This window comes from Streptomyces sp. WAC07094 (assembly GCF_036320405.1).
Lineage (GTDB): Bacteria > Actinomycetota > Actinomycetes > Streptomycetales > Streptomycetaceae > Streptomyces > Streptomyces lannensis.
The window spans coordinates 3,848,126-3,872,089 of the sequence record NZ_JAVMJZ010000001.1 but is presented as its reverse complement, the minus strand read 5'-3'; the positions used below and the strand labels follow the sequence as shown (position 1 = coordinate 3,872,089).

24 protein-coding genes are annotated in these 23,964 nt (G+C 69.6%); 11 read left to right on the top strand and 13 right to left on the bottom strand.

Going from position 1 to position 23,964, the window contains the following annotated elements:
* Positions 1-283: 283 nt before the first annotated feature.
* From RCR19_RS17085 to RCR19_RS17070, 4 genes are read right to left on the bottom strand one after another with little or no spacing between them, the layout of a single operon-like run.
* Complete coding sequence (locus tag RCR19_RS17085) at positions 284-649, bottom strand: DUF6251 family protein (RefSeq protein ID WP_331265934.1); 366 nt, start codon at positions 647-649, stop codon at positions 284-286.
* Positions 649-990, bottom strand: coding sequence for an RRQRL motif-containing zinc-binding protein (locus RCR19_RS17080; protein ID WP_331265933.1), 342 nt, complete (start codon positions 988-990; stop codon positions 649-651). The genes RCR19_RS17085 and RCR19_RS17080 overlap by 1 nt, the downstream gene beginning before the upstream one ends.
* A complete protein-coding gene (locus tag RCR19_RS17075; protein WP_331265932.1) occupies positions 990-1,880 on the bottom strand; it encodes a DUF2637 domain-containing protein in 891 nt (296 codons plus the stop codon). Before RCR19_RS17075 ends, RCR19_RS17080 begins: the two co-directional genes overlap by 1 nt.
* Complete coding sequence (locus RCR19_RS17070) at positions 1,877-2,140, bottom strand: DUF6284 family protein (protein ID WP_331265931.1); 264 nt, start codon at positions 2,138-2,140, stop codon at positions 1,877-1,879. The genes RCR19_RS17075 and RCR19_RS17070 overlap by 4 nt, the downstream gene beginning before the upstream one ends.
* Positions 2,141-2,605: 465 nt before the next feature.
* Between RCR19_RS17070 and RCR19_RS17065 the strand changes: the two genes are divergently transcribed.
* The 3 genes from RCR19_RS17065 to RCR19_RS17055 all read left to right on the top strand — a co-directional run bounded on the left by RCR19_RS17065 (position 2,606) and on the right by RCR19_RS17055 (position 4,919).
* Positions 2,606-3,379 (top strand): GntR family transcriptional regulator, encoded by a 774-nt coding sequence (locus RCR19_RS17065; RefSeq protein WP_331265930.1) that lies wholly within the window; start codon positions 2,606-2,608, stop codon positions 3,377-3,379.
* Positions 3,376-3,975: a GNAT family N-acetyltransferase gene (locus tag RCR19_RS17060; protein WP_331265929.1), complete on the top strand. Its 600-nt coding sequence runs from the start codon at positions 3,376-3,378 to the stop codon at positions 3,973-3,975. The genes RCR19_RS17065 and RCR19_RS17060 overlap by 4 nt, the downstream gene beginning before the upstream one ends.
* A gap of 131 nt (positions 3,976-4,106) precedes the next feature.
* A complete protein-coding gene (locus tag RCR19_RS17055) occupies positions 4,107-4,919 on the top strand; it encodes a hypothetical protein (protein WP_331265928.1) in 813 nt (270 codons plus the stop codon).
* Here the strand turns inward: RCR19_RS17055 and RCR19_RS17050 are convergent.
* From RCR19_RS17050 to RCR19_RS17040, 3 genes are all read right to left on the bottom strand, one after another.
* On the bottom strand, positions 4,912-6,282 hold the full coding sequence (locus RCR19_RS17050; RefSeq protein ID WP_331265927.1) for a hypothetical protein: 1,371 nt from the start codon (positions 6,280-6,282) through the stop codon (positions 4,912-4,914). The genes RCR19_RS17055 and RCR19_RS17050 overlap by 8 nt on opposite strands.
* Before the next feature lie 3 nt (positions 6,283-6,285).
* Entirely contained in the window at positions 6,286-7,104 is an 819-nt protein-coding gene (locus tag RCR19_RS17045; RefSeq protein WP_331265926.1) for a serine/threonine-protein kinase, read from the bottom strand.
* Positions 7,105-7,823: 719 nt separating this feature from the next.
* Positions 7,824-8,621, bottom strand: a complete 798-nt coding sequence (locus RCR19_RS17040; protein WP_331265925.1) for an SMI1/KNR4 family protein — start codon at positions 8,619-8,621, stop codon at positions 7,824-7,826.
* Positions 8,622-8,889: 268 nt separating this feature from the next.
* Here RCR19_RS17040 and RCR19_RS17035 point away from each other — a divergent pair, with 268 nt between their 5' ends.
* Together RCR19_RS17035 and RCR19_RS17030 are read left to right on the top strand one after the other, a co-directional pair.
* Positions 8,890-9,291 (top strand): metallophosphoesterase, encoded by a 402-nt coding sequence (locus tag RCR19_RS17035; RefSeq protein WP_331265924.1) that lies wholly within the window; start codon positions 8,890-8,892, stop codon positions 9,289-9,291.
* Positions 9,261-9,539 carry a PQQ-binding-like beta-propeller repeat protein gene (locus tag RCR19_RS17030; RefSeq protein WP_331265923.1) on the top strand — a complete coding sequence of 93 codons (279 nt, stop codon included), beginning with the start codon at positions 9,261-9,263 and terminating at the stop codon, positions 9,537-9,539. Before RCR19_RS17035 ends, RCR19_RS17030 begins: the two co-directional genes overlap by 31 nt.
* Positions 9,540-9,763: 224 nt before the next feature.
* On the opposite strand, the gene RCR19_RS17025 is transcribed toward RCR19_RS17030, so the two are convergent.
* Both RCR19_RS17025 and RCR19_RS17020 read right to left on the bottom strand, forming a co-directional pair.
* Positions 9,764-11,026, bottom strand: a complete 1,263-nt coding sequence (locus RCR19_RS17025; RefSeq protein ID WP_331265922.1) for a hypothetical protein — start codon at positions 11,024-11,026, stop codon at positions 9,764-9,766.
* A 241-nt stretch (positions 11,027-11,267) separates the two neighbouring features.
* Entirely contained in the window at positions 11,268-11,987 is a 720-nt protein-coding gene (locus tag RCR19_RS17020; RefSeq protein ID WP_331265921.1) for an RNA methyltransferase, read from the bottom strand.
* A 767-nt stretch (positions 11,988-12,754) separates the two neighbouring features.
* Here RCR19_RS17020 and RCR19_RS17015 point away from each other — a divergent pair.
* Positions 12,755-13,666, top strand: coding sequence for a glycosyltransferase (locus RCR19_RS17015; protein ID WP_331265920.1), 912 nt, complete (start codon positions 12,755-12,757; stop codon positions 13,664-13,666).
* A 474-nt stretch (positions 13,667-14,140) separates the two neighbouring features.
* Positions 14,141-17,254 (top strand): BTAD domain-containing putative transcriptional regulator, encoded by a 3,114-nt coding sequence (locus RCR19_RS17010; RefSeq protein WP_331265919.1) that lies wholly within the window; start codon positions 14,141-14,143, stop codon positions 17,252-17,254.
* A gap of 69 nt (positions 17,255-17,323) precedes the next feature.
* Here RCR19_RS17010 and RCR19_RS17005 read toward each other — a convergent pair whose 3' ends face one another.
* Positions 17,324-19,021, bottom strand: coding sequence for a bifunctional 3'-5' exonuclease/DNA polymerase (locus RCR19_RS17005; RefSeq protein ID WP_331265918.1), 1,698 nt, complete (start codon positions 19,019-19,021; stop codon positions 17,324-17,326).
* 56 nt (positions 19,022-19,077) lie between these two features.
* The gene (locus RCR19_RS17000; protein ID WP_331265917.1) at positions 19,078-19,812 is read right to left on the bottom strand and encodes a Clp protease N-terminal domain-containing protein; all 735 of its coding nucleotides are present in this window, start codon (positions 19,810-19,812) and stop codon (positions 19,078-19,080) included.
* Between the two features lie 122 nt (positions 19,813-19,934).
* Here RCR19_RS17000 and RCR19_RS16995 point away from each other — a divergent pair, with 122 nt between their 5' ends.
* Entirely contained in the window at positions 19,935-21,053 is a 1,119-nt protein-coding gene (locus RCR19_RS16995) for a DUF2786 domain-containing protein (protein WP_331265916.1), read from the top strand.
* A 7-nt stretch (positions 21,054-21,060) separates the two neighbouring features.
* On the opposite strand, the gene RCR19_RS16990 is transcribed toward RCR19_RS16995, so the two are convergent.
* Both RCR19_RS16990 and RCR19_RS16985 read right to left on the bottom strand, forming a co-directional pair.
* On the bottom strand, positions 21,061-21,570 hold the full coding sequence (locus RCR19_RS16990; protein ID WP_331265915.1) for a DUF4232 domain-containing protein: 510 nt from the start codon (positions 21,568-21,570) through the stop codon (positions 21,061-21,063).
* Positions 21,571-21,698: 128 nt separating this feature from the next.
* Entirely contained in the window at positions 21,699-22,214 is a 516-nt protein-coding gene (locus RCR19_RS16985) for a hypothetical protein (RefSeq protein ID WP_331265914.1), read from the bottom strand.
* A 547-nt stretch (positions 22,215-22,761) separates the two neighbouring features.
* On the opposite strand from RCR19_RS16985, the gene RCR19_RS16980 reads away from it, so the two are divergent.
* Genes RCR19_RS16980 through RCR19_RS16970 form a run of 3 tightly spaced genes read left to right on the top strand, consistent with a single transcriptional unit; the run spans position 22,762 to position 23,961 of the window.
* Positions 22,762-23,133 (top strand): VOC family protein, encoded by a 372-nt coding sequence (locus tag RCR19_RS16980; protein WP_220293206.1) that lies wholly within the window; start codon positions 22,762-22,764, stop codon positions 23,131-23,133.
* Positions 23,134-23,143: 10 nt separating this feature from the next.
* Positions 23,144-23,503 carry a metalloregulator ArsR/SmtB family transcription factor gene (locus RCR19_RS16975; protein WP_059133630.1) on the top strand — a complete coding sequence of 120 codons (360 nt, stop codon included), beginning with the start codon at positions 23,144-23,146 and terminating at the stop codon, positions 23,501-23,503.
* Positions 23,500-23,961 carry an SRPBCC domain-containing protein gene (locus RCR19_RS16970; RefSeq protein WP_331265913.1) on the top strand — a complete coding sequence of 154 codons (462 nt, stop codon included), beginning with the start codon at positions 23,500-23,502 and terminating at the stop codon, positions 23,959-23,961. The genes RCR19_RS16975 and RCR19_RS16970 overlap by 4 nt, the downstream gene beginning before the upstream one ends.
* The last annotated feature ends 3 nt before the right edge of the window (positions 23,962-23,964 follow it).

Here is a 23,964-nt window from a genome sequence, read left to right as displayed (position 1 = left end):
GGGGTCACAGGCGCTCTCAGGGGCGCCTGCCCGGTTGGCCGTTCTAGGCTGACTCCGTGGGTAGGCCGAAACCGCACGAAGTGCCCCCGCCGTACCGGCGGTTCGCTGGCTATTGCGATGTCTGCGACATGGGCCTGCAGTGGGAGGCGAACAGCCGCACCGCACTGGTTGACGGTGAAGGCAACGCATCGTGCGAGGAGTCGTTCACGGGACGGCACGAGCTGATACCGCCTAGCTGGCGCCGCAGGCGAGACTGACAACCTGCCTACGGCCTTGAAGGGCTTCAGCCGGTCTTCCGGCCGCGCTTGCCGGTGCCCTTGGTGCTGGTGGTGACCGAGCGGACCACGCTGACCACGGCCCATCCGAGGACGAGCGCGATGAAGGCGAGCATCGCGAGGTTCGCGGCGATGGCGGTGAGGACGCCGACGAGGAGCGGGCCGAAGTAGACGCCGGCCGCGACCGCCCCGGCGCCGACTCCGGAGCCGAGGGCGATGCGCTGCACGGTGCGGTCCGGGGGCGCCTGGTGGATGTGGACCACCTGTGGCCCAGTGGGCTGTTGGGCAGGCAGGGCAGCGGGGTCGGCGTAGACGTGGTGGCCGTCGGGGAGCTGGACGACCGTCAACGGGCGGTGTGCGGGGAGCTGTTCCATCACGAGCCCTCCGGGGCGTTGTCGGGGAAAGCGCAGGCAGTGCACATGCCGAGCGAGGACGGGATGACGTATCCCGCATCCCGGCGGCAGGCGGGGCAGGTGCGGCGGGCGGCGTTGGCCTTGGCCAAGGCGGCCCAGCGGGCCGGGGTCATCGGGCGCACCGGTTTCGCCTCGTCGATGCGGTAGAGGTAGGCGACCAGCGGGCCTCGCCGTCGCCGGGGCCGCTCCACCTGCGCCACCACGTCCTGACCCCCGGGACGCAGTCCCAGGGCGCGGAGCTGGCGGTAGGTGGCGTAGCCGTCCGGAGCGAGCCGCCACCGGTACACGGGCAGCGTCGCCATCAGGCGACCTGGGCGCCGCGTTCGGCGCGCAGAGTGTCGCGCAGGGTCCGGGCGTTCGCCGGCGAGGTACGGACCTCACGGCGGATGCCCTCGGCAGTCAGCCTGGCGTCCGGCCAATCGGCCGTGGCCTTCCGCGCCTCATCCAGCAGCTCGTCTGGAGTGCGCTTCGGACGCGGGGTTCGGGCAGCCTCGGGCACACGGCCCGTGGCCCCGCGTGGACGAGGCGACTCGGCAGCCGCCGCGCGCCGCTCGATCGGCGCCGGGGTCGGCTGCTCGATCGCGTGGACCGGCTTGGCCGTCACGGTCGACTTCAGGAAGCCGACGGCCACCGGTCGAGGCAGCACCGTCACGTTCGGCGTGATCGGCGCCAGGGTCGATACCGCGAGGTCAGAACTAGACCGATTCCTCACGGTCTCGGTCGATTCCTCCGTATTCTCGATCGGGGCCTTGGTCGGGGTGGGGCGGTGGTGGAGGACCTTTGCGACGAGGTCGGAGCCGAAGTAGATCGACCCGACCGGCAGTGAGGTGGCGAGCAGTACGAGGGCCCAGTTCGCTGGGTCCCAGTCGGCCAACCGTCCCCAGTCGACCGTCCGGCCGTGAAGCTCCGGGACGAGGCCGTGGACGTAGTTCAGGACGAGTGAGGCGATGGTGTAGGCGGCCAGGACGCGCAGGGCGAACGTGCGGTCCCGTCCGGCGAGTACAAGGGTGGCGATCAGAGCCAGGGCCATGAGGCCGTCGACGACGAACGGGTACAGCGTCGCGGCGGTGTCGTCGGCGCCGATGGCGCCGGCGATGTCGCGCAGGGCGTTCCAGGACACCCGGAAGGCCATCGCGACCACGACGACCAGCGCGAGCACGAGGGCGGCGCGGCCCTTGCGGTGCAGCTTCATGCGGCACCGCCCGTGTGCCCGGACTGGCCGTTGATGTGGTCACGGTGTGCGGCGAGCACGCGCCGGCGGGCCCGGCGGATACGCCGCTCGTCCAGCTCGCACGGCGTGCGGTCGATGACGAGGATCTGTGCGTCCAGCAACTCCATCTCCGCCCGGATGACGGGCATCTCCGCATCGATGGCCTCCAGCTCCGCGTCCGTGGGCTCCATCCACGGCTCGAACGCGGTAACAGCGTCCTGAACAGTCACGATGTGGTCCATGGGTCGTGTTCTCCCTAGCAGGTTGGCAACGGCCCGAACAGCGGCCCCGGTGTTCCAGCACCGGGGCCGCACGCCGTTGAAGTCGGAACATCCGGCTCCCCTCAGCGCTGCGCGTGCGAGACGTGCAGCGGAGGCAACCGGCCGCAGCAGGCGTACTGCGGCGAGGTCAGGCGCGACGTAGCCGCGCGATCCGTCTTTTCGACTCGGGGAGACGGAGCCCACCTATGCAGTTCTCAAGCAACGGTCCACGCGGTGAGCGCGGTAACCCCAGGTCGGGGCTCCCGTCTTCACGGGGCTCACCAGGCGCGTGCAGTGCAGGCGAAGGCAACTCAAAGGTATTGCTCCGCTTGCTCAACTTGTTGGTACAAGCTGACGGTGTTGATGCTGCACCCACGGACAGTGAGTCGTCAAGCGATTGAGGCGAACATGTACCAACGAGTTGACCGAGTGAGTCATGATGGGGGCATGAACAAGCAGCCCAAGTACCGGCAGGTGGCCGATGCACTGCGCCGAGAGATCGACAACGGCACGTACGCGCCGGGCGCGCGGCTGCCGTCGGAGAGCGACCTCATGAAGCAGTTCGACGCTTCACGGAACACGGTCCGCAACGGCCTGAGCCTCCTGGTCAGCCAGGGCCTCATCTCGTCGAGCCAGGGACTCGGGTACGAGGTGCGGTCCCACGAGGTGTTCAAGCTCAACGCGTCCCGGTTCGAGAACCTGGACTTCCCGCAGAACGGCGACGCGTACAACACCGACGTCACTAGCGTCGGCCGCCGTCCTCACCAGACGTTCCGAGTCGAGATGACCCCGGCGTCCGAGGACGTTGCGAAACGACTCAAGGTCGACGCCGGCACCACGACGGTCCTGCGCTTCTGCCACCGCTACGTGGACGACGTGCCGTGGTCCACCCAGGCCACCTGGTACCCGGGGTGGCTCGTCGAGCAGGCCCCGCGGCTTGCAGAGCCGGGCGACATAGACGAGGGGACCACGCGCTACCTCGCAGCTCACGGGATCGAGCAGGTGGGCTACTTCGACGAGATCGCCACGCGGATGCCGACACCCGAAGAGGCGCGCCTTCTGGAGCTCGGTGCCGGGGTGCCGGTGCTGCTCTGGACGCGAACCGGCTACTCGGAGAACCGGCCGATCCGATGCACGGTCACCACCTTCCGGGGGGACCTGAACCAGATGAACTACGAGATCGGCAACCTGTCCGGCCGCGAAGAGAACGAGCCCCAGTGAGAATCTGCGCCGCACAACCCGAGGACCTGGCCGAGCTGCTCGCCTTCCGAGAGGAGGCGGCAGCTTGGCTGTCCCGCCTTGGTACCGACCAGTGGCAACGGCCTTACCCGGCAAACAAGTTGCTCGCGACGATAGAGGCCGGCACGGCCTTCATGGTGCGCGACGGCGACACCACGGCGGCCACGATCACACTTTCCCCGGAGGCTGAGGAAGGGCTTTGGACCGAAGAGGAACTTCGGGAGCCCTGCCTGTTCATCAACAAGCTGACTGTGGCGCGAACGCACGCCGGTCTGAACGTGGGTGGGCGACTCCTGAATTGGGCGAGTGATCGGGCCTACCGAACAGGTGCGAAGTGGCTTCGGCTGGATGCCTGGACGACCAACGCGGCTCTGCAGGCCTACTACCTCCGTCAGGGATTCGAGCATGTCCGCACCGTCCGCCAGGGCGTAGCAGTGAACGGCGGACCGAGGGTTTCGGGGTGGCTCGCGCAGCGTAGGACGCGTCCGGCAGAGCACGGCTTCACGGACGACACGCCTGCTCATGACCTAAAGGCGTCGGAGGGCGCCTTTCCCGGCTGCATGCACTCGGACAACTAAAGCCCGCATTCCTCCCGAAGCGACGCCGCCGTTAATGCCAGCCCAGTTCGAAAATCGAAACAAAGTCTGGCTCGCTGTCAGTCCCATCTCCTACGATGGGGCTTCGGGGAGCAAGCTGCTGGAGGAGTCGCATGAGTACATTTAAACGAGAAGCCGACATGTTGCGACCTCTAACCGAAAGTCGGCACAAATTTACCTCCCCTCGGACGCCCTGGGAATACTTTTACGAGATTCAAACACCAAAGGGCGTCGCAGATCTCGTTCTTGCCGTTTTCAACAGGCAAGTGATAGAGGATCGGAGGAAATGGAGAGTGCATCCGATCCAATCGAAATCTGCGATTGACGTCATCGCCTTTCTGACCGCTTCACATCAACAATGGGAGGCGGGAAGTAGAACATCCCCTGCCGCCGCGACCTCGGAAATTGCAACTCACACCCTGACATCTACATCCCACCTCACACAACAATTGATGCCTATGTTGATTGAGTATGGCTGGGTGGAACGACCAGGGCGTGGCCAATGGAAGGTACGGCACCCTTACCAGTGCCCGACGACGAGCATCTATGCCATCGAAGTGAAGCGCTCCGACTGGCAACGCGCCCTGGGGCAAGCTATCCCGCACGCGAACTTCGCGAATAAGACATTCTTGGCGATGGATGAAGCGCGACTTCCAAAAGTAAAGGAGAATCTGCTTAGTGCGCTGAGCCATGCAGGCGTCGGTCTGCTCTCCCTTTCAGCGGATCGACTGAAAGACCCGCTGGAAGTGATTGCCAATCCGTCGCGAAGGTCACCCAAAAGCACGGAGCGCTTCGTAGTGGCTGAGCGCTTGCTTGCAGTTCGCGGATCAGGCGGTAATTCAGGGTTTTGGGGGCACGTATTTGGCAGGCTGATCACTACCAGCAATGGTGAGGATCCCCGAAATTCGAAGCTTCTTCTTACTTAAGTCGATCTAGCCACAGATCTAGATGCTTAGGATCGTTTGCATTGTTGAGTGGTACGACAGGTGACGCCGAGTCCCTAAAATCTCTGGCCTCTCTGGCGATGGAACGCGTACCCGCCCTTCGACCGCGCGAGTGATCCGATGCACCAGCCACGATCTCGGCAGTCTTCAGCAGATAGTGCGCCCCTGCCTTCGCCTTGTCCCACAGACCAGGCGTTTGCGCTCGGCAGAACTCGCAACCGCACCCGCCCTGGCCCGGCAGTGCCGAGAGCAGCGCGTCTGTCGCCACGTCGACGACGTGCAGAAGACTGCGACGGAATGTCCGGTTGGTTGGCGCCGGCCGGGGAGTCGTACGTTTGATCTTAATGACTTTGGTATCGGCGAACGATCTCTCACCTGATCCGATTCCAGTGGAGAATCCACTAGCCCCCCAGGCAAGCGCCGCCCATCCAGTCAGCGCAGTATTGGGCAGAATCAGGAACTTATCATTTTCCTCGCATACGCTCGAAAGCTCGACGTACCCATCCAAGATTTCGGGCGATGCAAGCTGCCCGTACGGCTGGCCAAGCAGAGGCCAACGAACGCGAACGTAGAGAATATCCTCGTCCATATCAAGCAATTCGGCGAGGAGTGAGTCTCGCAGACGCTCTGTGGTCAACCAGGTGTAGGGAACGGTGACATTGACCGCAAGATTTTCGTGATCGCGGATCTCTTCGCGCGCCCACTTCACGCAGTCCCGTAGGGTTTGCAGGCTTCCAGACCTGTCAGACGGATCCATCCACAGGCCCGGTGTCAGCAGCACCGTGGCCCCCAGGTCGCGCTGAGTGCGCACGACTTCCTTTACCCACTCCTCGGTCCAACCGGAGGGAAGAGGGCGGTTGAAATAAGGCCACCTTCGTGATGTCGATGTACCGGCATACGGCTTACCATCACGCTGATCCGCCAGCATCGTGCCGAAGGATTCGGGTCTCGCAAAGCATTCCGGATCAGCAATCTGGATAGGTGCAGCAGCAGTGTTATGAAAGAAAGTAGGAATGCCTGATTGGCCAGAAGGTCGCATCCGTGGAATTGGTGCCACCACTCCAAGGTTCAGAGAATCTCCATGCAAAGCATTGATGCGATTCAAGACGCCCGGAATAACCGATGAATGCTGATGGCTGCGTTGGATCAGAAAGAGCGGCTTGCCACCGGCAAGGCATTCCCTGGCCGCGCTAAAGCGTTCTTCGTCAAAAGAATCCTCCAAGGCTTCGGCATCAGCCTCCGCTTCCGCATCCCAACCGAAAAGGTCGTCGTCGATTGTCTCGGCATCCGAGAATTCCGCGTTCGCCGAGTCCACGACGAAATGCAGTTCGTCGTCACCACTCATAACCTAATCCCCCTTGATACGACGAATAGCTTTGGCTACAGTGCCCCTCTTATGAGGCTGCTCGGAGAGGCATCGATCAATCAAATCGGCCACACTAGCCGGGATGTGATCGGGCAGCGACGGTTTACGCGCAATGCGCTTGAAAAACTCGTCCCACGCCAGTGTTTCTCCTTGCGCGACAAACGGGTGTTCTCCAGTCGCCGCCTCGTAGAGCACCACGCCGATTGCCCAGAGGTCACTTGCCTTAAGTGCCCTTTCCCCACGAAGCTGCTCAGGCGCCATGTACATGGGCGTCCCAATCATCTGGGGATAGCGAGTAATGGATTCTACGTCCATCAACTTGGCGAGCCCCAGATCCAGGACGACCGGATGCGCGTAATCTCCGCCCCGAAGGGCGATGTTGGCGGGCTTGAGGTCTCGATGCAAGAGGCTCGCTGCGTGAATCGCCGATACGCCGTTCAACAAGCCGCTCGCTAGGTTGACAAGTTCGTCAGCAGTAGGGCGATCTTGCGGAATTGCGTCGGCGAGGTCGCCTCCCTCGATGTACTCGAAGACGAGCGTCACCCTGCGCCGTCCTTCGATAACCAGGGGAACGACGTTGTCCAGGCGAACAACGTTTTCGGACGCTACCCTCCGGTAACTAGTGATCTCGCGGCGCAGGCGCTCCAGGTCCGCGTCATCCCTATAGATGATCTTGTAGGCCGCAACCCGGTCGCCGTCAACAACCTTCCACGTCTCCCCGAACGTGCCCGTGCCGAGATACGACACGGACGAGATGCCGAGCGCTCGTTCAACGTCGGCAGAGGAGAATCGCTGATCCATGAGCTTGTCCCCCGGTGTACAGGAAGGCATATGACGCCCTGCCAGGTTATACGACAAGCGCGCGATGGAGATGTCGTCCGAACGCCCTGCCAGGCTTTCAGTTCGGCGGCACTGGCACCCGCGGAGCGTGACCCTTCGGCGTCTGGCCCACCGGGAGTCGCCTTGCGATGAGCACCGGGAGCACGAGCAGCCTCACTTTGGGCGCTCGCCTTCGTGGCGGCGCAGGCTGAGGGGGTCGCGCGCGGTCACCACCCCACGGTCTCAATCTCGGTCTCAGTCAATGCCTGTTCTGTGAGCGTCCACCCTTGTCGCCCTCCGTCTGGAACGCCCGCTGACCAGGCAAGCACCTGTCTCTGCATACAGTCATGGACACCTACAGACCAAGATCGGACAACTCGTAATGCGTAGGTCTCGGGTTCGAATCCCGAAAGCGGCTCCACCCAAACCCCAGCCCAGAGTGACTCTGAGCTGGGGTTTTTGCGTTCAGTGGGATGCGGCGACGACGCCGCGCACGGGCGGTGCCGATGTGTATGCGCGTAGGCATGTCCACGCCCAGCTCGTTTCAGGTTCGGGCGGCATGCTCTTGTCACGGCTCCCCGGTGGCGCCCCACGTCGCTGTGGATCGACGCGAGTCTTTCGTGGCGGACGAGCGTTTGCGCCCTGTTCCCCGAAGGCGCCGGCCGAGCCGGCTGCGGATGCCGTTGGCGACGGGGATCCGGTCAGTCGCTCTCCCGGTAGTTCATGAACCAGTGGGTGTCGAAATAGCGGGCCATGGTGAACCGGTGGTGCGGGTCGATCAGAATGCGGCAGACGAACTCCGCGGCCCGGCAGTCGAAGGGGACGTACTCGCCGTCGAAGGACAGGACCACGACTGGCCAACGATCGGGGTCGTCGCCGTCGGCCCGCCAGCAGTACAGGTCCTCGTGCTCAGTGCCGGCCCAGCTGAGCAGGCCGTCCTCCCTGAGACCCGGCCACGGCTCCTGGTTCAGGTCCAGATATCCGTCGAAGGCGCCCTCGCCGAACGTTTCGACCATGCACTTGTAGTCGCTCGGCAGCGCGGTGCCCAGGCGTGACTCCACCTCCGTCCAGTCCATGTCCGGCCGCCGGGCGTGCTGTGTCCAGCCGGTGATCCCTTTGAGCCGCTCCATCCAGTCGACGTCCTCGTCCGGAGCGACCGCCAGGGGTTCCGGCACCTCCCGGTGAGCGACCACCAGCACCGGGCGCTCGACTCCACCGGCGTCCCGCGCCGTACCCGTGCCGACCCACTGATCCCCGTACGCCCACGCCCGGATCTTGACGGCCCGGCCCTCGAAGGGGGCGAGGAGCGCGGCGCCCCCGAACTCGTCGACCGTCGGGTCGGTGAAACCGTCGAGGACGAGGGTGCGCGGGGCGCCGTACCTGCCGTCGAGCAGGTCGGTCAGAACCTGCGGGTCCAGGTCGTCCGGCAGGTACATATGGCCGTCGCCGGGGCCGAGCCGGGCCAGCAGGTCGTTGACGGTCGCTTGTGTGAGCTCCACAGCGGACAGTGAAGCGCACCGCACTGACAACCCCGGCGCAGGCCCACGCGCCGGATGCGCCGAGGAAGCGAGTACGCGCATGCGCGGAGGAGCCGACGGGAGGGCCGGGGCCGCGGGTGGATCGTGCCGGGGCCACTGGTTGTTGCGTTCGTGGACCATCCAAATCCACGGCTCCGTCGCCCGGTCGGATCACTCTGTGCCCCGTCAATGAACCTGTTCGATCGGGGACATCTTGTTCAGCCTTCATGATGAGTGCCGTCACGCCCATGTGGGGCGTCGTGACTTTCTCGGACTCGCGGCGGGTGCCACGCTGACTGCGGCCGGGATCGGCTCCCTCCTGGGTGCCGCGCCGGCGGCGGCCGCACCGGCCCATGCCGATCCTGCGAACGACCCGGATTCCCCCCTGCGTTTCGCGCTGGTGACGGACACCCACGTGAATGTGGGTTCGCCCCAGACCACGCAGTGGCTGACCCAGGTATGGGCCTCGATCGCCGCCCGTACCCCGGATCTCGTGCTGCACTGCGGGGACATCACCGACACCGGGCGGCCCGACGAGTTCGACCGTTACGCTGAGATCCTCCCGCCCGAGCTGCACGGCAAGATGCACTACTCAGCGGTAGCGCGATGTACGCGCCGGCCGTGCCCCTCGACGACGGATCGGCGCTGCTGACCACGGAGTGGGGCGTGATGTCCCGGATCGACCTGGCGACGGGTGCCGAGCGCTGGCGGACCGACCTGGCCGTACGCGTCTTCAACGCCGGCGTGGTGGTCAACGGTGCCACGGCGTGGGTCCAGTCGATCGACGGTCGGCTGCTCGGAGTCGACCTGACCGACGGGACACCTCGGGGACGCCTCCAGCACAGCCTGGCGTACTCCTTCAGCACGCGGCGTCGTCGGCGACATCCTGGTCGTCGGTGACCAGAACGGCATCGTGGCAGGCATCGACCTGCCGTAGTGCACCGCGGACGCGGATCGAGCCGGCTTCGCCCCACGGGGGGCGAGGCCGGGCCACGGTGAAGACGCACATCAACCGGATCTCCGCGCGGAACACGGCGACCGACCGGGCCCGGGGCGTGGGCCGGGCCCACCGGAGCAAGCCGACCGTCGGCCGACCACAGGCCGGCGGTCGGGTGCGCCGAGAGTCAGCCGTCGGCCGGACAGTCCGAGCGCGGCTGTGCCAGATGGGCGAGCAGGCGGTCGAGCAGGTGCCGGTCGCCCGGTAGCGAGAAGTGGTCGACGTCCGGGTTGTCGGTGAGACCGAAGCGATGGCAGGCCATGGCCCGCCAGGCCAGGACCGCTTCGTTGGTGATGTCCTCCTGGTTGCCGTCGCCGTCCCGGTACAGGAACCGGCCGGGCTGCGCGATCTGCCCGGCGGACAGGTTCGGCAGTCGTGCGCCCACCACCGTGGGGAGCCCTGATCCCCGTTCCGCGTACACATCCACGTCGGGGAAGGACCGCGCGTCGGCGAAGCGGACAAAACCGATGTAGTGGTCGGCGATCTCCCTGGCCGTCGGCATCCCCGCGTCGGCGAACAGTTCGGGGTAGTCGCGCGGTGTGTAGCTGCGGCCGGTCGAGGTGTCCTGGACGACGACCTCACGGTTCTCGAAGATCCTGGGGTCGGACGCACTCATGTAGCTCGACGGCGCGCTCCGGTACAGACGCGCGCTGCTCTCGGCGTTCTCCCTGGTCGTCGGATAGCCGAAGTCCTGGATGTTGAGCCCGGTGAACAGGACCGGGTACAGCAGGCCCTGTCCGGGGAAGTTGCCCGCGATCGGAGTGAACCCCTGGATGTAGGTGTCCCGCCAGGCGCGCGACATATGGGTGAGGAGGTACTGCGCGTAGAGCGGGCCGTTCGAGTGGGCGACCAGGTGGACCGGCCGGTTGCCGTTGTCCCGATAGGTCTTCTCGATGAGTTCCCGGGTCCGCTCGAGGAAGCCGCCCATGTCCGGGGTGAGCCGGGAGTCGTAGCCGGCGACGCGGATGTCGGTGTTCCGGCGGTGGCCGTGGGCCTCCAGTGCCCGGTAGAACGGCTCGTAGAAGGGTGCGCTGTCGGTCCTGCCGTAGTCGAGGAGCCGTACGTCGACACCGGGCGCGTTCGAGAAGCGTGACGCCATCGGTTTCGAGGGGTTCGCGTCGTACCGCAGTGTCAGCAGCCTGTCCTGGCAGACCTGGCTGAACAACCGGCTTGGGTGATCGTTGCGGTACCAGTCCTCGAAGCTGCCCGACCGGGGGCATCCCGGCGCCGCCGTTTGGTGATCGACGACGACCTGGAGCCTGGTCAGATGGAACGCGGGAAGCAGCACGACGGGTGTCGTGCCCGGCGGGGACGCACCGGCCGTGCCGGGGAACACGGTCAGTACGACCAGCGCGGCGATCACGATCCGAAGCCAGGACGCCTCACGCATCCGACACCGTCCCATCGCGGTTGCGGTCGTCGCTCCTCGCGGAGGCAGTGCGGCACACGCGGACGGGGATTCCCGTCCGTACGACGACCGGTGGGGGAGCAGGCCCGCCCCACCCGGACGTAGCGGCGGTCACCGAAAGTGGTCGGCCGTCACACCAGTGTGACCTCCGCCCCGGCCGACCGCCATCCGGGCCCGCGGGCCCCGGGCCGTGACACCGGTGCTTCTCCGCCCTGCCCCGGCGCTACCGGGGCGCCATGCGCTGGCGCACGGCCTCGTAGGTGAACAGGGCGGCCGACACCGCCACGTTGAGCGAGTCCACCTGGCCGAACATCGGGATCTTCGCCTTGGTGTGGCGGCCCGCCAGCCACTGGTCCGACAGGCCGTACTTCTCGCTGCCGACGAGGATCGCCGTGGGCCCGGTCATGTCGACGTCCGCCATCATGAGGTCCGTGTCGGGGGTCGTGGCGACGACGTTCACCGAATGCTCGGCGAGCCAGCGCACGACGTCCTCCGACTCGGCCGAGGCGATCGGGACGGCGAAGACGGTGCCCTTGCTGGCCCGGATCACGTTGGGATTGCCCCAGTCCGTCACGGGATTGGCGGAGATGACCGCGGTCACGCCCGCCGCGTCCGCGGTGCGCAGCATCGAGCCGAGGTTGCCCGGCTTCTCGACGCTCTCGCAGATGAGGAAGAGGGCACGGTCGTCGACCTCGATACGGGACAGATCGGTCTCGATGTCCGGTACGACGGCGAGCCAGCCGTCCGGACCCTCCCGGTAGGCGGCCTTGTCGAAGGCCTGCCGGCTGAGGCTGAACAGGGCGGATCCGCGCTCGGCCGCCCGGGCCACGACGTCGCGCGGGTCGGACCCGCCGGTCAGTGCGGGGCAGTAGTACAGCTCACGGGGACGTACGCCGGCCCGCAGGGCGAGATCCAGTTCCTCATAACCCTCCACGAGGGTCACTCCGGAATTCTGCCTGTTCCGTCGGCGGCGGAGGGCGGCGAGTTCCTTTACATGAGGGTTGCTCGGGCTGGAGATTTCCTTGGGCGAACCAACCCGCGGGATGGACGGCATCGGCGGTGGGAATCACGGCGCCTTTCCGGCCCCGATCCTCCGCCCCCTTTCTCGTGTTTCCTGTGTACTGCGCGCGGTCGTGGCCAGGGTACCGGACCCGTCGGAGGCCTGCTCCGCGCCCGTCAACCGGCCCTCCGGCCGGGCCGCTTGCGCCGGGCGCGGCCGCAAGGCGGTCCGGCCCGGGGCGAATTCCGCGGGCCGGGCTCGCGAACCGGGTTGAGTCGCATTCGCCGGGGAATTCATCGATTCCCGTTCCGGACGGCGGACGGGAAGAGGGGTGGAATGCGGGGCCCGCGGAGACGGTGCCGGGACGGGAATGCGGACCGCTGCGGCCACGCGCCGGCACCCGCCCCGGGCGCTTCGGACCGCCGCGCACCGGCCCCCGCCCGGGGGCTTCGGACCCCACGCTCCTGCACCCTGCACAGGCGCCTCGGTCCGCCCGCCGCACTGGAACCGCGGGTACGCCGGGGTGCGGCTGAGGGGGGCGCAGCGGTGCGTGCGGCGAAAAGGGGGTGTTCCGTGGTGACAGGGATGGCGCGAACCCGTACTCGTACCTGAAAATCATCCAGGGCGAGGAGAACCGGCGTCTTTGAGGCGTCCTCTTGGTTAACGGTTAGCATCGCGCCACAGTCGTCGGCCGGGATGGGGAGGGTGTCGTGTCGCAGGCGCAGCGGGAGCCGGGACCTCGTGTCGCGGTCGCCGTCGTGACCATGGGCAACAGGCCCACCGAGGTCGACGCCCTCCTCACGTCCGTGGCCAAGCAGGACGTCGCCCCCTCCCGCATCGTCGTCGTCGGCAACGGCTGCCCTCTTCCCGAGTTCGCCGATCGCCTCGGCCTGCCCGGTGAGGTCACCTGTGTGGAGGTGGACGAGAATCTCGGCTGCCCGGGCGGCCGCAACGTGGCCCTCGCCCGGCTGCGGGAGTTCGGGGACGTCGACGTCGTGGTGGAACTCGACGACGACGGGCTGCTCGTCGACGCCGACGTGCTGCGCCGTGTAAGGGATCTGTACGCCGCAGAGCCGAGGCTCGGCATCGTCGGGTTCCGCATCGCCGACGAGCACGGTGAGACCCAGCGACGGCACGTGCCACGGGTGGGGGCCGCCGACCCGCTGCGCGGCGGTCCGGTGACCGGCTTCCTCGGCGGTGGCCACGCGCTGTCGATGGCGATGCTCGCGGAGACCGGCGACTGGCCCGCGGAGTTCTTCTTCGCTCACGAGGAGACGGACCTCGCATGGCGGGCCGTCGACGGCGGCTGGACCGTGCTGTACGCGCCCGAACTGCTGCTCCAGCACCCGAAGACCTCGCCCGCACGGCATGCCATCTACTACCGGGTGACGGCACGCAACCGCGTCTGGCTCGTGCGCCGGCGGCTGCCCCTTCCGCTCGTCCCCGTCCACCTCGGTGTGTGGATCGCGGTGACCCTGCTGAGGACGCGGTCCGTCGCCGGGCTCAAGGCGTGGTTCGGCGGATTCGTGGAGGGTGTGCGCGCCTCGGCGGGGGAGCGGCGCCCCATGCGGTGGCGCACGGTGTGGCGGCTCACCAGGCTCGGCCGCCCGCCGGTGATCTAGGGCCCGTCGTCGGGATCATGCCGGCGTCGACCGAAAGGCGCGGTCTCTCCCGGCCGGTCCGATCCCCACGGCAGACCCTGGCCGGCGAGTGGGTGCGGGACGGCGAAGAGCCCGGTCGTCACCTCCGCCGACCGGGCCCCTGCGTGGTCCCGGATCCGGCCATGGCGGCGACACTCCCCCGAGCTACGCGTCAACGCGCGCACCGTCGGGCCAGATCCGTTGAAGGGATCACATCAGGCCACGCCAACGGATCGCTAACATGTGCCCAACGGCTGCTGAGGGGCCGTGAGCCGGACGGTTTCCGCAGGAGACGCGTGCCGGACGGCTGGAACCCGTCGTATGCGGATGTGAAGTCCGTGAAGTCGGCGACGGGCCGCGGCCGTCCGGCCGCGTGAGGAGGCGGCACGCGGCGGTCGTGCCGCAAGGTGACGCAGGCGCGGCGCTCCGGCCGCGCGGAAGGGCAGCGGAGCGGCTATGCGGTACGAGCTCCGGTTCGGGCTGCTGGGTCCGCCTGTCGTGTACGAGGCCGACGGTGGGATCCGGCCGATCGGCAGTGCCAAGGCCCGGGCTCTTCTGGTGGCGTTGCTGCTGGAACCCGGCCGGGTCGTCTCGGTCGACGCGCTCAAGGACGCGCTGTGGGGCGGGACGCCGCCGGCCTCGGCGCAGGCCTCCCTGCAGAACCACGTCACCCGGCTGCGCCGCCTCCTCGGCGACGACGGCGCCGAACGTCTGCGCGCCGTCGCCCCCGGTTACCGTCTGCGGGTCGAGGACGGGGAGTTGGACGTCCGCGTCTTCGAGGACCACATCGCCGCGGCGCGCACCGCACACGCCGAGGGCGACTGGGAACGCACCGTCCGGGAGGGGGCGGCCGCGCTCGCGCTCTGGCGCGGGACCCCTCTCTGCGGCCTGCCGCCGGAGGCCGGGGGGCGCGCTTTGGTGCGGCGCCTGACGGAGGCGCGGCTGCTCGCCCTGGAATGGCGCTGTGAGGCCGAGTTGCACGTCGGAGGCACCCGACTCGGTGGTCTGGTACCGGTGTTGACCGCTCTGGTCGCCGAGCATCCGCTGCGGGAGGGTTTCCACCGCCTGCTGATGCTCGTCCTGCATCGCACCGGCCGCCCGGCCGAGGCGCTGGCCGTCCACCGGGACCTGCGCGGACGTCTCATCGAGGAGCTGGGTGTCGAGCCGGGCGCCGCGGTGCGCAAGGCCCATCTCGAGATACTCCGGGACGACGGTGGCGGAGCCCGGAGCCGAAGGGGGGCCGCCGGGGCTGCGCAGTCCGGCGGCGCACGGCCGGAATACACGGAGGTGGGCGACGCGGGCCGCGCGGCGGGGGGCGCAACGGCCGCCCTCGACGGGACCGGGGACGGTGCGGACGCCGGAACCGGGGACGGTGGGGACGGCGATCGCGGACCGGATACCCGTCCCGTGAACGCCCGGCCCGTCCCGCCCGTGCCCCGCCCCGCCCAACTTCCGTGCTCGCCCGCGCATTTCATCGGGCGCGGCGCTCTGGCCGAGGAACTCCTGCGACTCCTCGGGGCGGATCGCGGCGCACCCCGGGTCGCCGTGCTCAGCGGTATGGCCGGGGTCGGCAAGAGCGCACTCGCCCTGCATGTCGCGCACGACCTGCGGGAACGTTTCATCGACGGTCAGCTCTACGTCAATCTGCACGGTGCGACGCCCGGCAGGGTTCCGCTCACCCCGGAGCAGGCACTCACGGCACTCCTGCGTGACCTCGGGGTCGAGCCCCGCCGTATCCCCGGACACCCCGACGCCGCAGCGGCACTGCTCCGCTCGCTTCTCGCGCCCACCCGCACCCTGATGGTCCTGGACGACGCCGCGAACGCCGCCCAGGTGCGCCCGCTGCTGCCCGGCGGCCCGGGCTGCGCGGTGATCGTCACCGGCCGCTCCCCGCTCACCGCGCTCGACGGTGCCCACCGGTTTCCGCTCACGCCGCTGTCCGACGAGGAGAGCGCCGCCCTCCTCCGCGCGGTCTCGGGCCGGGACGGGCTGGACGCCGGGCATCCGCTCGTGGCACTCGCGGGCCGGCTTCCGCTCGCCCTCCGTGTCGTCGCGGCGCGCCTCGCCGCCCGCCGCGCGCTCACCCCGGACGTCCTGGCCGGTCAACTCGCCGCCACCGAAGGGCGGCTGCACCACCTGGAGTACGACGACCTGAGCGTCCGCAGGTCGCTCGCCGTCGCCCACGACGCACTGCGCGCCTCCGACCGGGAGGCCGACCGGGACGCGGCACGTGCCCTCGGCCGTATCGGCGTCCTCGACCTGCCCGGCTACGGGGCACCCCTGCTCGCGCACCTCCTCGGTACGGACGAACGCCGTGCCGAGGCCGCCCTCGACCGGCTCGTCGACGTCGCGCTGCTGGAGGAGACCGCGTACGGGCGGTACTCGCCGCACGACCTCGTCCGGGACTTCGCCCGTGAGACCGCGAGGCGTGAGGGCGCAGCGGAGACCGACCGCGTCGCCGCCGATCTCGCCCTGCGCTGGTACAGCGCCGTGGCCGCACGGGCCTTCGAGGCCGTCGTCGCGCCGGGCGCGGAGCGCGAGGACCGGCTCCGGGAGACACCGTCACAGCCCGGGACGCACCGCGCGGACGTAGCCGCCGTCGCGGCCTTCGGCTCCGCGCAGGCCGCCACCGACTGGCTCGGCCTGGAGCTGGAGAACATGGTCGCGCTCGTCGAGCGCCACGCCGACACCTCCGCGCATGTGCCGCTGCTCGTCCGCAGGCTCGCCTCGCACCTCCAACGCCGCGGACGGGTGACGGAGCTGGAGGTTCTGGTGCGTGCGGCGCTGCGCGGAGCGCGCCGGCTGGTGGACGCGCCCGCGGAGGCCTACGCACTGGTGGACCTGGCGGGGCTGCACTTCCTGAAAGGCCACGGGAACGACGCACTGGCCCTGCTGGACGAGGCGCTCGAGATCTGGCGGCGGCTCGGCCACCTGTCCTGCCTGTGCCGCGGCCTCAACAACCGGGCGCTGCTCCTGGAGAGCCTCGGCCGGTACGAGGAGACCGGCGAGGCACTGCGCCAGTGCCTGGAGTACACACGTGTGCTGAACGACCCGATGCAGGAGGCCATCACCTACAGCAATCTCGGCAACCTCTACGAGCACACGGATCCGCGGGCCGCCATCGGCCATCACCGCCGGAGCCTGGAGATCGGTGAGCGGATCGGGCACGTCGTCGTCCGCCACTCCGCACACTGCAACATCGGTTTCGCCCATCTCACCCTCGGTGAACCGGACGCCGCCCTGCCGCACTTCGAGGAGAGTCTGCGTGTGCTCGGTGGGCACGGGCACTGGCAGGGCGAGTCGCAGACCCGGCTCGGGCTGGTGCGGGCGCTGCGCGGGCGGGGGGAGGCGGACCGGGCCACGCGCGAGTGCGAGGCGCTGCTGGCGCTCGCCGCCCGGCATGGCGACTGCTACACCAGGGGGCTCGCGCTCCACCAGCGCGGCCTGCTCCTCCGGGCGGAGGGTGACGCCGAGGACGCCCGGCGGCAGTGGGAGACCGCCCTCGCCGCCCTGAACGGGACGGACAGTCCGGTGGCCGGGGAGCTCAGGGAACTGCTGGCGGAGGGGTGAGCCCGGAGGGTGAGCGACCCGCGGGGCGCGCGCGGGCGGCGGGGTCGCCCTCGGGCCGTGCGCACCACGTCATTTCGCGTCCGCGTAGCACTCGACGACGCCCGTCGTGAACGGAATCCGAACCGGCGTCTCGCCGAACGTCAGCCGCATCGCTAGGTCCGCGGCCTCCTGGATCGCCGCCACCACCGTGGCCGCCTCCTCGTCCGGGCAGTGCACGATGACCTCGTCGTGCTGGAAGAAGACCAGCTCGGCGGCGAGGCCCGCACAGGCGCGGCGCAGCGCGGCGAGCATCAGCAGAGCCCAGTCCGCCGCGCTGCCCTGGACGACGAAGTTGCGCGCGAAGCGGCCGCGGGCACGGGAGTTGGTGGAGGCGTATCCCGGCATCCACTGCTGGGTTTCCCCGGCCGCCGCCGACGGGCCGTCCTCCTGCGGAATGCCCGCCTCCTCCGTCGCGTCGTCCGAGGCACCGGCGGCCGGCGGTGATGTGCGCCCGAGCCAGGTGCGGACGAGCCGGCCCTCCTCGCCGTCGCGCGCCGCGTCGTCGACGTACGCGACGGCCTTCGGGAAACGGCGGCGCAGCAGGGCGAGGTTCTTCAGACCGTCCCCCGAGGTCTGGCCGTAGATCGCGCCCAGAACGGCGATCTTGGCCTGGCCGCGGTCACCGGAGAAGGCCCGGTCGGACACCGACTGGTACAGGTCGTCGTCGCGGGCCGCCACCTCCATGAACGCCGGGTCCCGTGAGATGGCGGCCAGGACGCGCGGCTCCATCTGGGCGGCGTCGGCCACGACCAGCCGCCAGCCCGGATCGGCGACCACGGCGCGACGGATGATCTTGGGGATCTGCAGGGCGCCGCCGCCGTTGGTGACCCAGCGGCCGGTGACCGTGCCGCCCGGCAGGTACTCGGGCCGGAAGCGGCCGTCGCGCACCCAGTCCTGCAGCCACGACCAGCCGTGGGCGACCCAGATGCGGTACAGCTTCTTGTACTCGAGCAGGGGCTGCACGGCGGGATGGTCGACCGACTCGATCTCCCAGCGGCGGGTGGACCGCACCCGGATGCCGGCCTGGCCGAAGGCCTTGACGACGTCGTTGGGCAGGTCGGGCCGGACGCGGCGGCCGAAGGCGGCCGACACCTCGTCGGCCAGCTCGGCCAGCCGCCGGGGCTCGCCGCCGCCCGCGTACCGCTCGCCGAGCAGGTCGTGCAGCAACTCGCGGTGGACGTCCGCGCTCCACGGCAGCCCGGACCGGTTCATCTCGCCGGCCACCAGCATGCCGGCCGATTCGGCGGCGGTGAGCAGACGCATCCGGTCGGGGCCGGCGGTGGACTCGTGCCGGCGCTGCTGGTCCGCGTACACCTCGACGAGGTCGCGGAGCGGGACGTGGACGGGGCTGGGTTCGAAGAGGGAGGACTGCGAGCCCGGCTCGGCGGACCGCGACGGCGGGTCCGGCGGTACGAGGCCGCCGCGCAGCCGGGCCAGCGCGGCGGCGGCCGACCGGGGCTCGCCGAGGCGCCCCTCGTGGCCCAGGAGGAGGGCCTCGGCGGCCTCGACGTCATAGCACCGGTCGACCCGCACCCCCGTGGCGAGCAGACGCGGCTGGACGTCGGCGGTGGACCGCCACACCCACCGGGTGACCTCCGGCCGCGCCCGGACGGCCTCGACGAGATCCCTCTCCCTGACCACCGGCCCGGCGAGCAGCCCGTCCGGGCCGAGGGCCGCGACCTCCGCGCCACCGTCCTCGGCCGGAGCGAGAGCCCAGCGCCCGGTCATGCTGCGAGTGTGGCAGGGGGGTCTGACAGTGAGGATGTACGTGCCGGCCGGGCGGCTCAGTCCTCCTGAGAGAGCTGCTTGCGGATGTCGTCCAGCGCCTTGAGCACGTGTGCCTCCGTCGCGTCCTTGCTGATGCCGAGGCCGGTCAGCGGGCCCTCGCCGTTCTCCTGCTCGAGGAGCGCGAGGAGGATGTGCTCGGTGCCGATGTAGTTGTGACCCAGGCGCAGCGCTTCCCTGAAGGTGAGTTCGAGGGACTTCTTCGCGGCGGGGGAGTAGGGAACGAGTTCGGGGGCGTCCTCGGCGCGGGGCGGCAGGGCGGCGGTCGCCGCCTCGAGCACCGCGTCCAGCGAGACCCCCTGGGCGACGATCGCCTTCGCGGCCAGCGCCTCCGGCTCGGCGAGGAGCCCGAGGACGAGGTGCTCGGGGACCGTCTCGGCGTTGCCGGCCGACTTCGCCCGGTTGTGCGCGGTGACGACCACGTTGCGGGCGCGGACGGTGTAGCGGCTGAACCCCTGGTTGGGGTCGAGGTCCGCGGACTCCTTGGGCACGAAGCGCTTCTGGGCCGCCTGCCGGGTGACGCCCATGCTCTTGCCGATGTCGGTCCAGGACGCCCCCGAACGCCGGGCCTGGTCCACGAAGTGGCCGATCAGATGGTCGGCCACGTCGCCGAGGTGCTCCGCGGCGATCACCGCGTCCTGAAGCTGGTCGAGTGCGTCCGTGTGGACCTTCTTGATGGCTTCGATGAGGTCGTCGAGACGCAGGTTCGCTGAGGTGTACGGCTTCTCCGTCATGTGTCAACCGTAAGTTGACACCCGCCGACTGTCAACCCGAAGTTGACACCCCGGCGGCGAGGCGCGGGCCCGCGGTGGGGAGGGCGGCGGGCTCCGGCGCGCCTCGTGTCACGATCGAACGCGTGAGTACGACGACCACCGTGGATCGCGCCTTCCGGGCCGCCCTCTACGACGACACCGACGCGGCCCTCGACACCGGTGCCTCGCTGCTCGCCGCCGATCCCGGGGCCGACGCCGAACTCGTCCGGCGCGGCGAGCAGTTCGTGGCCGCGGCCTGGCGGCGCGGCTGGCAGCCCGCGGATGTCGTACGCATCGTGCGCCGCGAACTCGACGCCCTCCATGTGCGCCTCGTGTCGGCGCTGATCCTCGGGGAGGCCGGCGGGCGCACGCCCCCCGGCCCGCGCTGGGCCGCACAGCTGCGCGACCTCGACGCGGAGTTCCCGGGGACTTTCGACCGCTTCTCGCACGCCACCGCCGTTCTGGAGCTGTACCGCCTGCTCCTGCGGCTGCCCGCCCTCGAACCGCTCGAGGCGCCCGGACGGGACGCCGCCCCGCGGCAGCAGGAGTCACGCATGCTCACCCGCATCCGTGCCCTGCTCGCCAAGGCGGAGGCGACCGGCTACCCCGAGGAGGCCGAGGCGCTGAGCGCCAAGGCGCAGGAGCTGATGGCGCGGCACAGCATCGACGAGGCGCTGCTCGCGGCCCGTACGCACCCCGAGAACGCGCCCGGCGCCTGCCGCATCGGGGTGGAGCCGCCCTACGAGACGGCCAAGGCGGTGCTCCTCGACGCGGTGGCGACCGCGAACCGCTGCAGGGCCGTGTGGCACGAGGCCCTGGGCTTCTCCACCGTCATCGGCTTCGAACCGGACCTGGAGGCCGTCGAACTGCTCTACACCTCGCTGCTCGTACAGGCCACCGGTGCGATGACGAAGGCGGAGGCGGCTCAGCGCAAGGGCGGGCGGAAGCGTACGAAGACGTTCCGGCAGTCGTTCCTGGCCGCGTACGCGCATCGCATCGGCGACCGGCTCCGGACCGCGGCCGAGGGGCAGGTCGCGCACAGCGAGGGCGATCTGCTGCCGGTGCTCGTGGCCCGGGACGTGGCCGTCGCCGACCGGATGGAGCGGATGTTCCCGGAGACGGTCACCACCCGGCTGCGCGGCGTCGGTGATGCGGCCGGATGGGAGCAGGGAGCCGCGGCCGCCGACCGGGCGCAGGTGGCGGGACGGCCCCGGCTCCCCTGAGACCGGGTCAGTCCCCGGCGACCTGCACGGCACTCACCGAGGCGTCCGGGGCCTTCGCGCCCTTCAGCGCCACGTCCCCGTACGACCACGGGTGGCCGCCGGTGTCACCGGCGCCCGGGACGTCGATCTTCACGGTTGTGACCGGGGCGGTGTCGGATCCGCCGTCGCCGCGGACGTACGTGATGGTGAAGGTCGCCGTCTCGTCCTTCTGCAGTGTCACCTCGGCCGGCTTCGCGCCCTCCTCGGCGGGCACGGTCCAGGCGGAGTCGCCGTCGCGCAGCTCGATGGCGGGGAAGCCCTTCAGGGTGCACTGCTTGCTGTCGCGGTTCGTGAGGGTGACCGGGACGTTGCCGGTGTCGCCGGGGCTGGTGGCGGCATTGCCGGGACCGACCTCGACGCCGATGCGGCAGGCGGCGGGGTCGGCGTCCTTGCCGCCGTCCCCGCCGCTGCCGCAGGCGGTCAGGGCCAGGGCCGTGGCGAAGGCGGCGGCGGAGAGGCGGACGTGGAGGGTGCGCATGAAGGTCCTCTGGGTCGTGACGATGTGCATGGATCATCACGCAGGCGGGCGGGGCGGGGTTGCGCGCCCCCGTCGCCGTGTGTGCACCCGGTCCCGGACCCCGCGGCCCGTCGCGCGAACGCCGGAGGTCAGGATCCCAGGCTCGCCGTCGGCAGTCCGCTCGGCAGCGTGCCGCCCTCGGCCTTCATGAAGGTCTCCGCGCCGATGCCGCCCTGCCAGGTCACCTTCATGTTCCGCGAGTTCAGCGAGTCGACCGTCCCGGTTCCGCGGTCGTTGCTGCCGTCCGTGCACTTGAGGTGGATCGTCTGCTTGCCCGACTCCTCGCCCGCCACACCGGTGCAGACGGTGCCGCCCGTCGCGAAGAGTCCCGCCTGCTTGCCGGTGATCACCAGGGCCACGGCCTTGCCGCCCGTCGTGGCCAGCCAGCTGCCCTCCATCGTCCCGGACGCGGCGCCCGGTGTGCCGGAGTCCCCGCCGGTGTCCGCCGTGGCCCCGGACGCGCTCGGCGTGGCCGCCCCACCGCTCGCGGGGTCGCTGCCCCCGGAGTCGCCGCTGCAGCCGGTCAGCACGAGCACGGCCGCGAGACCCGCGGCGGCCGTCAGTGCGATGCGCGCCTGCCGGCGCGTGACATGCGTCGCTGTCACTGGAGTCTCCCAGGGTTGCCGGGTTGCCGATGAGGTCATGGGGACGATCGCAGCAAGCTACCAGGAGGGCTTGTGGGCGCCGGGGAGACGCCGGGCGTGCGGTTGCTCACGCGGACCGACCCGGCACGGGCCGAAGGCGAGGTGCGCCGTCGTGCGGCCCGCTGCCGGGCTCGGCCCCGGGAGGCCCGTGTCCCGCGCCGCTGCCTGCGCGGCTTCGGCCGGGCGATGAGCCGCCCCGGTCCTGCGGCGATCGAAGGCCGTTGATCCCCGCGCGGCCCGGCGCGGCGCGCGGCCCGCCGCGCGACGGGCGCTCCGTTGCCCCTCGATCGTCGCGATCCACCCGTTCTTCGCCGTACCGGCCCCTGGTCTCCTCGGATCTTCACGCCGGGGGCACGGGCTCCGGCCGCTGCGGCGTCCGTGCACGCCTGCCCAGGGCGCCGTGCCCGCGCGGGCCGTCCGCGCGTCATGTCGGCCGTCCCGGCGTCATTATGGGTAGGGGATTTCCTACGCTTGACGAGTAGGGAATCTCCTACCTATGGTGTGCCGCATGACCGTCACACACGCTTCTTTCGTCACTGTTCCCGTCACCGACCAGGATCGCGCCCTGCGCTTCTACACGGAGGTCCTGGGCTTCGAGGTCTCCGCCGACCTGGACATGCCCCAGGGGCGGTGGCTTCAGGTCGCCCCCCGGGGTGCCCAGACCGTCTTCACGCTCTCCGGTCCCGGGATGGGCGATTTCGAACCCGGCTCGACCCGGGGGATCATGTTGGTCACGACCGATGTCGACGCCGACTGCGCACGGCTGGCCGGGGCGGGCGTGTCCGTACAGGGCCCGGACGACCTCCCGTGGGGCCGGATGGCGTCCTTCCAGGACCCCGACGGCAACGGTCTGATGCTGCTGACGGAGGCACAGGGATAGGGAGTCCGGCATGACCACGACCGGGGCCGGGGCGGACACCGCCGCCGAGGACCGCGTCTTCGCCGCGCTCGCCAACGGCACCCGCCGCGAGGTGCTGCGGCTGTTGCGCGACGAGGGACCGCAGCCCGTCCAGGCCCTGGCCGACCGATTCGACATGCGACGTCCGAGCCTCTCGGAGCACCTCAAGGTGCTCCGGGAGGCCGGCCTCGTCTCCGAGCAGCGCTCGGGCCGGCAGCGCATCTACCGTCTGGAGGCGGCCCCGCTCGCCGAGGTGCAGGACTGGCTCCATCCGTACGAGCGGTTCTGGCGGCAGCGGCTGCGCGGGCTCGGTGAGTTGCTCGACCGTATGCCGGACGATGACCGCCCATGAGCACCGCGCCCGGTGACGACCTCACCACGATCCGCGTCGACCAGTTCCTGCCGCACCCCCCGGCCAAGGTCTGGCGCGCCCTCACCGAACCCGGACTGCTGGCCCAGTGGCAGATGCCGGGCTCCGAGAACTTCCGGCTCGAAGTGGGGTACCGCTACTCGATGACCTCCGTACCGCGGCCCAACACCCGGTTCTCCGGCACCGTCGACGTGCAGGTTCTCGCCTATGAGCCCGAGCGCATGCTGCGTGTGGGGTGGGCCGACGCGGACCCCGCCAATCCCGCGGACTGGACCATCACGTGGACATTGGAACAGGAAGGCCGCGGGACGCGTCTCTTCCTAGTGCATGAAGGGTTCGACCCGGACGACCCGGCACAGATGACGGCGCGGACGATCATGGACGGGGGCTGGAGGTCGCATGTAATGCGGGCTCTGGGGCAGACGCTTGACCGACTGTAGTCA